An 11,862-nucleotide genomic window follows, 5' to 3' on the forward strand; every position below is an offset into this window, starting at 1 on the left:
GACGGAACAGCTGGCGCTGCGGGCGCTCCATCAAGTTTAGTCGGCGCGGCAGCTGACGGAGGGCTGCCACACTTCCCACGGCTGTGGGCAACGCCACTCGTTATCCTTCCGTGACCGAAACCGGAGGCTTGATCGATTCTTGTGGCTACGCGGACAGCGAACTTGACCCGTCCTTGCGATGCGACTGGTACGAATACTGGTTATATAGACATACAGATCTACTTAGGAGGCCGACATGACAACAGCAGTGGCAGACCGCACACTCAACGCACTGGACCGGTGCGATCGCTGCGGAGCTCAGGCATATGTCCGCGTTGTACTCGAGTCCTCCGGCGGTGAGCTGCTGTTCTGCGGCCACCATGCCCGTGCCATCGAGGCTACGCTGAGGCCGTTGAGCTCCGACTGGCACGACGAGACGGGCAGGCTTCACGAGAAGGCTCCCGTGGCCGTCGACTGACCAGGCGCACCACGGCCTGATACACCTCGAAGAGGACCCCTCCAGCCGGAGGGGTCCTCTTCTTTGTCATGAATTTGTTCATGCAGCCCAGACAGGAAAACGCGGGCCCCCTTCACATCCATCGATCCGAAGATGTTGGGCGGAAGGGGACCCGCGCTGCCTCAGTCCTGATCTAGTCCAGGTAGTCCCGCAGCACCTGCGACCGTGACGGGTGGCGGAGCTTGGACATGGTCTTGGATTCGATCTGGCGGATGCGCTCACGCGTAACACCGTAGACCTTGCCAATTTCGTCTAAAGTCTTCGGCTGGCCGTCGGTCAGGCCGAAACGCATGGCCACCACGCCGGCTTCGCGCTCGGACAGGGTGTCGAGGACGGAGTGCAGCTGTTCCTGCAGGAGCGTGAAGCTCACGGCATCGGCGGGAACCACGGCCTCGGAATCCTCGATGAGGTCACCGAACTCGGAGTCACCGTCTTCACCCAGCGGGGTATGCAGGGAGATCGGTTCGCGGCCGTACTTCTGGACCTCCACGACCTTCTCCGGAGTCATGTCCAGTTCGAGGGCCAGCTCTTCGGGTGTGGGTTCGCGGCCCAGGTCCTGTAGCATCTGGCGCTGCACGCGGGCCAGCTTGTTGATGACTTCAACCATGTGCACCGGGATGCGGATGGTGCGGGCCTGGTCCGCCATGGCGCGGGTAATGGCCTGGCGGATCCACCACGTGGCGTACGTGGAGAACTTGAAGCCCTTGGTGTAGTCGAACTTCTCGACAGCGCGGATCAGGCCCAGGTTGCCTTCCTGGATAAGGTCCAGGAACAGCATGCCGCGGCCGGTGTAGCGCTTGGCCAGCGAGACCACCAGGCGGAGGTTGGCTTCGAGCAGGTGGTTCTTGGCGCGCTTGCCGTCGTGGATGACGAACTCAAGTTCACGTTTGAACTTGGGGTCCATCGAGCCGTCGTCGGCATTGATTTTCTCTTCGGCGAAGAGTCCGGCTTCGATCCGGAGCGCGAGGTCAACTTCCTGCTCGGCATTGAGCAGCGCAACCTTACCGATCTGCTTGAGGTAGTCCTTGACAGGGTCAGCCGTGGCGCCGGCCGACATCACCTGCTGGACAGGGGCATCGTCATCATCGGCATCCGAGTAGACAAAACCCTTGCCCGTGGCTGCTGATGCGGCCTTAGCGGCGTTGATCTCGCTGTCATCCGCGATGTTGATGTCGTCGAGGTCTTCCTCTACGTCCTCATCATCGTCCGATGCGCCGCGGGCTGATTTTCCGGCTGCTTCGGCAGCGGCTTTGGCGCCGGGCTTGGGCCCGCGCTTCTTGGGCTCAGGCTTGCCGTCCAAACCGGTGTCACCGGCGGCATCCTTGATGGCTTTGTTGGCTGCCCGCGTCGCTGCTCGCTTGGCGTTCGTTGCAGCCTGCTTCGCCTCAGGGGACAAATCGTCCTGGGCGGCGGGTTCCTTCTTCGCGGAAGACGGGGTCACAGAAAACCTTTCTAGCGGCGGTCTGTGGAATCACCATACGGGCAACACCACTATGACCCTGTCAAGTCCGTGATGGATATCAGGTGCAACCACGGCCGGCAGATTCTATAAGTAGAACTGCCGGGGCGGCTGTAATGTTCCCGACTGGGCTTCACCACATGCACTTGATTCACGGACCCAACCGGGTCTCGGCAACCATTGTCTCACGGTTTTCCCAAACCCGACCTCAAGGCTGCCCCCATCCAAACCGGTCATGCGGAATCCGGTCAGGCGGAATCCGGTTCGAATTTCCGCCAGGCGGCCTCCTTCCGTGCAGCCCAGCCGCAAAGGGTGCCGCGCCGCACCAGCTCAAGCATGAGTTCGGCGAGCCGGTAGCCTGGCTCCTCGTCAAGGGCGCAGCCGAGGTACGCAGCAGCGTAGGAGCCCCTCCCCCTGCACCACGCGATCCACCCACGCCCGGTCAGCGCGGCTGCACCGGCCTGCCCGCCGCACGCCGACAGCTGTTCCAGCACTTCGTCCAGGCTGTTAAGGGTGTGCCATGCAGGAACCACCGGGTCCAGTCCCAACAGGACTTCGCCATATCCTGGAATGCCCGGCATGCCTTTGGTATCCGGTCCGGCAGGCTCCCGTCCTGGCAGTCCGGCTCCCGACGCTGGAAGTCCGGATGGTAAGGGCCCCGGGAGTGCGGGCCCCGCCGGATCCAAGATGCAGCCCGCGTCGAAGATGCCGAACATCTCGGCCCCCGCCAAGGCAGCCGCCTGACCGGCGGCGGCCATCACCAGGACGGCGTCACGCCAGGCGGGGACCCGGAGCGACGCGCGAAGGAAGGCAACGTCATTGACGGGCAGAGGCTGACCAGGCACGTTGGCCAGCAAGGCCTCCCACTGGACCATCAGCTGGCCGAACTGTTCCCTGCTCCCCCGTCGCCGGTCCAACTGCGCCGCCCACGTGGCCTCAGAGGCAAGGACGGCGGCCCTGTCCTCGCCGGAAAGCGAGGGCGGAGTGTGCGCGCCGTCCTCCGGCGCGGGCCCGACGCTGCTGCCGCGGAAGACCATCTCGGCATTAATCATGCTGTCCCGGATCGCCTGAACAGACCGGACCGGTGAGGGGCAGCAGGACGGATCGGTGCAAAAAGCATCACGCCAGAAGGAGTTACCGACATACCAGGCGTCCCGCACCGGCATCCCCGCGGCCCCTAGGACCGTCTGGAGTGCATCCAATAGCCCGCGGTAGGTTCCAGGTGGTTCCATCCAGCCGTCGTTGGTGAAGCATGCCAGCAAGGCGGCGTCGGCATTCTCGTCAGCCAGAAGATAATCGCGCACCGTGCGCGCGTACTCCCGCGGGTCCGCGAGGGTTTCCGGGCCTGGAAGATCCAGCCTCAGGGTTGCTCCCAGCCGGTTCCCCTGCAGGGTCATCGCAACCAGGCTGTCGGCAGGCCAGTAGCCCAGGGAATGCGGAATGAACCCGAGGATGTCTTCAGGGCCTCGGACGGTCAGGTGTTCTGAAGGTTTCATGATTCCAGCTTTGGCGAACCACCGGCGGGGCTGAAGTGGCAACTTCCGCTATGTCAACAACCGCCCCAGGAGGGCCGATGTGGAGGACAAGTGTCAGTCTTTGCCCGCGCGGTCGCGCTGACGCCGCTGTGCCAGGCTCACCCGCCGCTGCTGCGCCATGGCCCGAAGCAGCGGCGCCACCACAACACCCTGCGCGGCCATCTGTCGCCGTACTTTGCGCCGGCAAACAAGCGTCATGGCGGCGCCAAAGCCCAGCAGCAGGAACTGTACGCTGAGTGCGATCCGGAACGGTTCGAGCCCGTACAGGACGCCCTCGGAATAGCCGCTGGCAAGCAGGACGTCCAGCACCAGGCCAATCAGGAAGATGGCCACAAGGGCCGCGATGAAGCCGCCCACATTCACGATGCCCGTTGCGGTACCGATCCTGTGCGCCGGATTGAACGTCCGCGCGAAATCAAACCCGATCATCGATCCCGGCCCCCCGATGGCCAGGACTACCACCAGGCACGCCAGCAGCCACAGCGGGGAGCGGCCAGGCGTCAGCAGCACCGCGGCCCAGGCAGCGGCCGTGGCGCCGGCGATGAGCAGCACCATCGTTGACCGCCGAAGCGGGTGACGGGAAACAAACTGTCCAATGAAAGGGCCCACGGCCATCGCCGCCGCAACGTACAAGGTCATCAGGCCGGCCACGGTTGCGGCATCCATGCCCTGCCCCGAGATCAGGAACGGATATCCCCAGGTCATGGCGAAGACGGTGCCGCTGAACTGGATGGTGAAGTGGCTCCACATCCCCAGCCGGGTACCCGGCTGGCGCCAGGCCCGCGCGAGCGAGGCGCCCGTGGCTTTCAACCCCTGCTGCGCCTGCGGCGCGGGTGCACCGGGCGGGTGGTCCTTCAACAGCACCAGCACCAGGACAACCGCCACGCCCGCCATGCCCGCGAGCATCAGGAAACCGGGGGTCCAGCCGAAGGAATGCAGGACGAACGCGAAGGGAAGCACACTGAAAAGCTGCCCGAGCTGGCCCGACATGCCCGTCAGCTGGGTGACCAGGGGAACCCGGGCCGGCGCGAACCACAAGGGAATCAGGCGGATCACGGAAATAAAGGTCATGGCGTCCCCGGCGCCCACCAGAATCCGCCCCGCCACACCGCCGGGGATGGTGTCGGCGAAGGCCAACTGGAGCTGGCCAAGACCCATCAGGACGGCTCCGCCGGCGATCATGGCGCGCGAGCCGAACCTGTCCACCAGGAGGCCTACGGGGATCTGCAGGCCTGCGTAGACCAGCAGCTGCAGCACCGTGAAAAATGAGATGGCGGACGCGCCGGCATGGAACCGCTCGGTGGCCTCAAGTCCCACCACACCGAATGACGTACGCTGCGAGACGGCCACAAGGTAGGCGAAGATGCCGATGGTCCAGATCAGCCAGGCTCGGGGTGCAGTCACCCCCTCATTATGCCGGGCTGCTGCCCGGACCAGGGCAGGCGTCTGCCAGGCGGACGCCGTGGGGCGGGCTACGGGTGCGGGTTCTCGCGGGCCAGGTAGGCCTCCACGGCCGCGCCCAGCTCGTCCCCGTTGGGCAGTTCGTCATTTTCATCGGCCAGGAGCGAGCGCCGGACGGTGCCTTCGGCCTTCTCGTCGTAACGTTCCTCCAGCCGGGTGACCACCTGCTGCACATCTTCCGAGGCGGCCACCTGCTCGGCGATCTGGCGGCCCACTTCCCGGCCCGCTTCGCGCAGCCGGTCCGCAGGCAACATCAGGGACGTCGCGGCACCGAGGAATTCAAGTCCGGCTACAGCGGCTGGCGGGTATTCCGCCTCAGCAAGGTAGTGCGGAACGTGGATCACGTAGCCGGCAACATTGCGCTCAGCTTCCATCAGCCGCAGCTCCAGGATATGGCCCACGGCCGCCGGAACGTCAACCGTGGGCTTCCAGACCGAAATGCCCTCGATCAGTTCCGGACGGTTGCCGTGGACGGTCACACCCACTGGGCGAGTGTGCGGCACCGGCATGGGAATGGAGTGGATCCAGGTCACGAGGTTCACGTCCAGCTTTTCCACAATGCCGACGACGGCGCGCGCGAACCGCTCCCATTGAAGGTCAGGTTCAAAGCCGGCCAGCAGCAGGAAGGGGCTGCCGAGCCCGTCCGTCAGCTTGTACAGCGCCAGCTTCGGCTGCTGATAGTCCTGAAGATGATCCTCCACGAAGGAGATGTGGGGCCTCCGCGACCGGTAGTCGATGAGCTGGTCGGCGTCGAACACAGCCACCGTCTCGGCGTCGAGGGTATCCAGGAACTCCGCATTGATCTGCTTCACCACGTGGCCGGCATCGGCAAAGCCGGTGAAACCCATCACCAGGTTCAGCCCGCGGAGCGCCGGGCTGTGGAACAGCTCGATGTTGCTCGCATAGAGCGCATCGGGGTCCAGCAGGGAACCGGAAATCCGTTCAAGCACGGCGTTCGTCCTTTCAAGGAGTCGGGTGAATATCTTGTACAACGCGGCCAGGCACCCCGGAATTCCGCCAGCCGGTGTGGCGCAGGTCTCAGGAGATTCCGCTGCCTCGGCCCGCAGCGGCTACGATCGTGAATGGCCCGCCGGACGGGTTAACCGGCACCCCGGCGACGTCCCGATCGGACGGCCGCCGGATTTCCATGGCCGGGCGCCTGACATCCATACCAGCGCGAACAGCCTTTTCGAGAATTGAGGACTTACCCCGTGGTCAAGAATACTGAAATCAACCTTAGTACCCTCGCTAAGGACCTGAAGAGGACCCCCAGTGACGCCGTTGTCATCGGCGTGGGACAGGGATCGGACGGACCTGTCCTGCTTGAGAACCCGCTGACCGCAAAATCTGCTGAAGCGCTGACCGATTCCCTGAAGGTCCTGGGCGTCACCGGCGCCGCTGACCAGATCGTTCGGCTGCCCGGCCTGCCGGAAACGGGTGCCGGGGTCCTGGTTCTCGCCGGCGTTGGCAAGGTGGCCGCTGGCCGTCCGCTGACCGAAGAGGCCCTGCGGCGGGCCGCAGGTTCCGCCGTCCGCCAGCTCGGCGGCCTGCCCACTGTCGTCCTCGCGCTCCCGACGGCGGGAGTCGCCGACGTCGCGGCGGTCGCGGAGGGTGCCGCCCTGGGAGCCTATTCCTTTACCGAATACCGGTCGTCCAACGACGGGCTGAAGGAACCGGTCCGCAACGCAGTGATCTACACCGATGTTGCTGCCAATGATGCGCTTCGCTCTGCACTGACGCGTGCGGGCCTGATCGGCAAAGCCGTCAACGCGACTCGGTCCCTCGTCAACCAGCCGCCCAGCCACCTGTATCCCGAGTCCTTCGCCGAGGCCGCTAAGGAGCTGTCCAAGGGCCTGCCTGTTAAGGTGACGGTCTGGGACGAAAAGCGCCTCGAAAAGGAAGGCTTCGGCGGCATCATGGGCGTGGGCAAGGGGTCCACGCGCCAGCCCCGCCTTGTGAAGGTCGAGTACGCCCCCGCAAAGGCCACCGCAAAAATCGCACTGGTGGGCAAGGGCATCACGTTTGATACCGGCGGAATCTCGATCAAGCCGGCCCTTGGCATGGGTGACATGAAGAGCGATATGGCGGGCGCCGCCGTCGTCCTTAATACTGTGCTGGCGATCGCGGGACTTGGCCTTCCGGTGAAGGCGACCGCCTGGCTCTGCATCGCAGAAAACATGCCCTCCGGTGCGGCCTCACGGCCGGCGGATGTCCTCACCATGTTCGGCGGCAAGACCGTTGAGGTGCTGAACACCGATGCCGAGGGCCGCCTGGTTATGGCAGACGGCATTGTCGCGGCGAGCCTCGAATACCCTGACGCCATCATCGACGTCGCCACCCTCACCGGTGCGCAGCTCATCGCCCTCGGCAACAGGACCGCCGGCGTGATGGGCTCTGACAGTGTCACCGGGCCACTCAAGGCCGCCGCCGACCGTGCGGGCGAACTGGTGTGGCCCATGCCGCTGCCGGAGGAACTGCGCCCGAGCATCGACTCCCAGGTGGCCGACCTCGCCAATATTGGTGAGCGCCACGGCGGCATGATGACCGCGGCTGTTTTCCTGCGCGAGTTTGTGGGCAAGGGCAAGGACGGAGAGCAGATCCCCTGGGCCCACATCGACATCGCCGGCCCGTCCTTCAACAACGGAAGCCCTTACGGATACACCCACAAGCAGGGCACAGGCTGCACGGTCCGCACACTGGTGGCCTACGTGGAGGACATCCTGGCGGCTGCCGCCTGACCCCGGGGGAACCCGCCCTTTGCTGTTGAGTTGTCACGCGGCTGTTTGTCCTGCGACCGCAGAACCGGCCGTGATCCCTTGGCCACATGGCCGCGTGACACTCGACACAAGCGCCCCACAAAGGCGGCGCCAAGGTGGAGCATGGATGAGGGGTTCGCTAAGGTGAACCCCGGTAGTCACAAATGCACGAGAACCTGCCTGCTGGCATAATCACGGCAGTACAAGTTCAAGACCAGATGATGCGCACGATCGCGTCATCGTTCACGCGAGGGAGCGTCTAAGTGGCCGATCAGGCAACTGCGCAAGAATTCGACATCCTGGTACTAGGTGGCGGCAGCGGCGGATACGCCACAGCCCTGCGGGCCGTACAGCTTGGCTTGACCGTTGGTCTGGTTGAGAAAGCCAAACTGGGCGGCACCTGCCTGCACAACGGCTGTATCCCGACCAAGGCCCTGCTGCACTCCGCAGAAGTTGCCGACCACGCCCGCGACGGCGCCAAGTACGGCGTCAACGTGGAGCTCCAGTCCATCGACATGACCGCCGTGAACGCCTACAAGGACGGCATCATTGCCGGTAAGTTCAAGGGCCTGCAGGGTCTGATCAAGGGCAAGGGCATCACCGTCATTGAGGGCGAAGGCAAGCTCACCGCCCCGGACACCATCACCGTCAACGGCACGGCCTACAAGGGCAAAAACATCGTCCTCGCCACCGGCTCCTACTCCCGCTCCCTTCCGGGCCTGGAAATCGGCGGCCGCGTAATCACCTCTGACGAAGCCCTCAAGATGGACTACGTGCCCAAGAGCGTCATCGTCCTGGGCGGCGGCGTCATCGGCGTCGAATTCGCTTCAGTATGGAAGTCCTTCGGCGCGGACGTCACCATCGTTGAGGGTCTGCCGTCCCTGGTGCCCAACGAGGACGCATCGATCATCAAGGTCCTGGAGCGCACCTTCAAGAAGCGCGGCATCAAGTTCAACACCGGCACCTTCTTCCAGGGCGTCGAGCAGGACAACGACGGCGTCAAGGTCACCCTGGTGGACGGCAAGACCTTCGAAGCAGACCTCCTGCTCGTGGCTGTCGGACGCGGACCGTCCACGGCGGGCCTGGGGTTCGAAGAAGCGGGCGTCACTGTTGACCGTGGCTTTGTGATCACCAACGAACGCCTCCACACCGGCGTCGGCAACGTCTACGCCGTCGGCGACATCGTTCCCGGCGTGCAGCTGGCACACCGCGGATTCCAGCAGGGCATCTTCGTCGCCGAAGAAATCGCCGGCCTGAAGCCCGTGGTTGTCGACGACATCAACGTCCCCAAGGTCACCTACTGCGATCCCGAGATTGCCTCGGTGGGTTACTCCGAGAAGGCCGCCAAGGAGAAGTTCGGCGAGGACAAGGTTGAAAGCACGGAATACAACCTGGCCGGAAACGGCAAGAGCGCCATTCTGGGCACGGGCGGCATCATCAAGTTCGTCCGCGAAAAAGACGGCCCTGTTGTTGGCGTCCACATGATCGGCACCCGCGTCGGCGAGCAGATCGGCGAGGCCCAGCTGATCGTCAACTGGGAAGCCTACCCGGAAGATGTTGCCGGACTCATCCACGCGCACCCGACGCAGAACGAGGCACTCGGCGAGGCCGCAATGGCCCTGGCCGGTCGCCCGCTTCACGGCTAATTACAGCCAGCAGCACAGCAAGACAACAGGGCTTAGTGCACCCGGCGCGACCCGCCGGGTGCACTAAGCTCGAACAAGCCAGCCATCATCCGCACAAAAGATCAATAAGGAGAACGGGGACGACATGTCTGAATCCGTTAACTTGCCCGCCCTCGGTGAGAGCGTCACCGAAGGAACCGTCACCCGCTGGCTCAAGCAGGTAGGTGACCGGGTAGAGGTGGACGAACCGCTGCTCGAGGTCTCCACCGACAAAGTAGACACTGAAATCCCCTCTCCGATTGCCGGCATCATCGAGGAAATCCTCGTTGCCGAAGACGAGACCGCCGAAGTAGGCGCTCCCCTGGTCCGTATCGGCGACGGCTCCGGCGGCGGCGCAGCCCCCGAAGCAGCAGCGCCGGCCGAGGAAGCCCCCGCCGCACCGGCTGCAGAGGCACCGGCCGCAGAAGCACCGGCTGCAGAAGCTCCCGCAGCGGCAGCACCCGCCGCTTCGGACGGCGAAAGCCACGACGTCACCCTCCCGGCACTGGGCGAAAGCGTCACCGAAGGAACCGTTACCCGCTGGCTGAAGGCCGTGGGCGACACCGTTGCAGTGGACGAACCGCTGCTCGAGGTATCCACGGACAAGGTTGACACCGAAATCCCGTCCCCCGTCGCGGGAACGCTGCAGGAAATCCGGGTCAACGAAGACGAAACCGCCGAAGTTGGCGCCGTCCTCGCCGTCATCGGCTCCGGCGCGGCAGCCTCCGCACCGGCCCCAGCTGCAGCGCCGGCACCCGCCGCCGCGCCTGCCGCACCGGCGCCCGCAGCGGCAGCGGCACCGGCACCGGCACCCGAAGCACCCAAGGCAGAGCCTGCACCGGCGGCACCTGCCGCGGCAGCAGCACCTGCTCCCGCTACGGCCCCGGCACCCGCAGCCGAGCCTGCTGCCGGCGGCGAATCCGGCTACGTGACTCCCCTGGTCCGGAAGCTGGCCAACCAGCACGGCGTGGACGTCGCATCACTGTCCGGCACCGGCGTCGGTGGGCGCATCCGCAAGCAGGACGTCCTCGCCGCGGCAGAAGCCAAGGCCGCTCCCGCTGCAGCAGCACCGGCCAAGCCGGCCGCCGCTCCGGCCGGCCCGGCTGCCTCCTCCCTGCGTGGCACCACGCAGAAGGCACCCCGCATCCGCCAGGTCATCGCCCGCCGTATGCGCGAATCCCTCGAAATCTCCACGCAGCTCACGCAGGTGCACGAGGTGGACATGACCAAGGTGGCCAAGCTCCGCCTGAAGGCCAAGAACTCCTTCCTGGCCCAGAACGGCGTCAAGCTCACCTTCCTGCCGTTCATCGCCAAGGCCGTGGCCGAGGCCCTCAAGCAGCACCCCAAGCTCAACGCTGCGTACGACGAGGACAAGCAGGAGATCACGTACCACAACGCCGAGCACCTGGCGATCGCAGTGGACACCGACAAGGGCCTCCTGGTTCCGGTCATCTCCGATGCCGGCAACCTGAACCTGGCCGGACTGGCCGCCAAGATCGCCGACGTTGCCGGGCGCACCCGCGACGGCAAGATCGGCCCGGACGAACTGTCCGGCGGAACGTTCAGCATCACCAACATCGGTTCGGTCGGCGCCCTGTTCGACACCCCGATCATCAACCAGCCTCAGGTCGGCATCCTGGGCACCGGTGCGATCGTCAAGCGCCCCGTGGTGGTGGCCGATGAGAACGGTGACGACTCGATCGCCATCCGCTCCATGATGTACCTGTCCCTCACGTACGACCACCGTCTGGTGGACGGCGCGGATGCGGGCCGCTTCCTCCAGACCCTGAAGGCCCGCCTTGAAGAAGGCGCCTTCGAGGCCGACCTGGGACTCTAGCCCCAGGCCAGAACCGCACGACGGCGGTGCACGCGCCGGTGGGAAACCACCGGAAGGCGTGCACCGCCGTCGCGGTTTAAGGCGCAGCGATGTCTCCGCCGACACACAAACTCTGCGGCCGGCCTTACTACATGATGTAGAACCCCTGCGTAGACTGATCGCATGATTATCGTGTACAACTTCGTGGTCTTCCTGCACATCGTCGGCGCCGCCATGATCGTCGGAATCTGGATCGGGAACATGAAAACCCCCACTGTCCACCCCCGGCAGTTCGACGGCGCAGCTCTTCAGCTCATCACCGGCATTGTGCTGATGGGCCTGATCCCGTCCCTGGACATGGACGCGAATTACTTCAAGCTGGGCATCAAGTTCGCGATCGCCCTGGCCGTCGGCGTGCTGGCTTTCATCGGCCGCCGCAAATACAAAAAGGGCGGAGACATCAGCAAGGGCCTGGCCCACGGAGTTGGCGGACTTGCACTGCTCAACGTGGCCATCGCCACGCTGTGGAACTGAACGCCGGCTGAACCACTCACGACGGCGCCGCTCCCCTTCTTTGGGGTGCGGCGCCGTCGCTGTTTAACGGCCAAGCGGTGACCGCCACGCAGCCGCCAGGCGGCTGGGTTGCACAGTCACAATCCACTGAGAGCGGACACC

The 11,862-nt window shown here is 64.9% G+C and carries 10 protein-coding genes; 6 read left to right on the top strand and 4 right to left on the bottom strand.

Annotated features, from left to right (window positions below; translation table 11 throughout):
• Positions 1–235: 235 nt before the first annotated feature.
• Entirely contained in the window at positions 236–457 is a 222-nt protein-coding gene (locus NG701_RS17495) for a DUF7455 domain-containing protein (RefSeq protein ID WP_160670061.1), read from the top strand.
• 172 nt (positions 458–629) lie between these two features.
• Here the strand turns inward: NG701_RS17495 and NG701_RS17500 are convergent, their stop codons facing one another.
• The 4 genes from NG701_RS17500 to NG701_RS17515 form a co-directional block, all read right to left on the bottom strand.
• Positions 630–1,937, bottom strand: a complete 1,308-nt coding sequence (locus NG701_RS17500; protein WP_252569222.1) for an RNA polymerase sigma factor — start codon at positions 1,935–1,937, stop codon at positions 630–632.
• 266 nt (positions 1,938–2,203) lie between these two features.
• Positions 2,204–3,451 carry a DUF4192 domain-containing protein gene (locus NG701_RS17505; RefSeq protein WP_252569225.1) on the bottom strand — a complete coding sequence of 416 codons (1,248 nt, stop codon included), beginning with the start codon at positions 3,449–3,451 and terminating at the stop codon, positions 2,204–2,206.
• 93 nt (positions 3,452–3,544) lie between these two features.
• Positions 3,545–4,894, bottom strand: coding sequence for an MFS transporter (locus tag NG701_RS17510; protein WP_252569227.1), 1,350 nt, complete (start codon positions 4,892–4,894; stop codon positions 3,545–3,547).
• A gap of 68 nt (positions 4,895–4,962) precedes the next feature.
• The gene (locus NG701_RS17515; protein ID WP_252569229.1) at positions 4,963–5,901 is read right to left on the bottom strand and encodes a proteasome assembly chaperone family protein; all 939 of its coding nucleotides are present in this window, start codon (positions 5,899–5,901) and stop codon (positions 4,963–4,965) included.
• A gap of 25 nt (positions 5,902–5,926) precedes the next feature.
• Between NG701_RS17515 and NG701_RS17520 the strand changes: the two genes are divergently transcribed.
• The 5 genes from NG701_RS17520 (at position 5,927) to NG701_RS17540 (ending at position 11,721) form a co-directional block, all read left to right on the top strand.
• A complete protein-coding gene (locus tag NG701_RS17520) occupies positions 5,927–6,151 on the top strand; it encodes a hypothetical protein (protein WP_252569231.1) in 225 nt (74 codons plus the stop codon).
• Between the two features lie 11 nt (positions 6,152–6,162).
• Positions 6,163–7,689, top strand: coding sequence for a leucyl aminopeptidase (locus NG701_RS17525; RefSeq protein WP_252569233.1), 1,527 nt, complete (start codon positions 6,163–6,165; stop codon positions 7,687–7,689).
• A gap of 281 nt (positions 7,690–7,970) precedes the next feature.
• Complete coding sequence (gene lpdA, locus NG701_RS17530) at positions 7,971–9,353, top strand: dihydrolipoyl dehydrogenase (RefSeq protein WP_104061944.1); 1,383 nt, start codon at positions 7,971–7,973, stop codon at positions 9,351–9,353.
• A gap of 124 nt (positions 9,354–9,477) precedes the next feature.
• Complete coding sequence (sucB, locus tag NG701_RS17535; RefSeq protein WP_252569235.1) at positions 9,478–11,208, top strand: 2-oxoglutarate dehydrogenase, E2 component, dihydrolipoamide succinyltransferase; 1,731 nt, start codon at positions 9,478–9,480, stop codon at positions 11,206–11,208.
• A 162-nt stretch (positions 11,209–11,370) separates the two neighbouring features.
• The gene (locus NG701_RS17540; protein WP_252569237.1) at positions 11,371–11,721 is read left to right on the top strand and encodes a hypothetical protein; all 351 of its coding nucleotides are present in this window, start codon (positions 11,371–11,373) and stop codon (positions 11,719–11,721) included.
• Positions 11,722–11,862 lie beyond the last annotated feature (141 nt).

The sequence above is a fragment of the Pseudarthrobacter cellobiosi genome, assembly GCF_023913815.1.
GTDB classification, from domain to species: Bacteria; Actinomycetota; Actinomycetes; order Actinomycetales; family Micrococcaceae; genus Arthrobacter; species Arthrobacter cellobiosi.

Excerpts from the sequence above, each read along its gene's own strand:
- NG701_RS17495 (WP_160670061.1), top strand. The coding sequence starts at position 236 with ATGACAACAGCAGTGGCAGACCGCACACTCAACGCACTGGACCGGTGC.
- NG701_RS17505 (WP_252569225.1), bottom strand. The coding sequence starts at position 3,451 with ATGAAACCTTCAGAACACCTGACCGTCCGAGGCCCTGAAGACATCCTC.
- NG701_RS17540 (WP_252569237.1), top strand. The coding sequence starts at position 11,371 with ATGATTATCGTGTACAACTTCGTGGTCTTCCTGCACATCGTCGGCGCC.
- sucB (WP_252569235.1), top strand. The coding sequence starts at position 9,478 with ATGTCTGAATCCGTTAACTTGCCCGCCCTCGGTGAGAGCGTCACCGAA.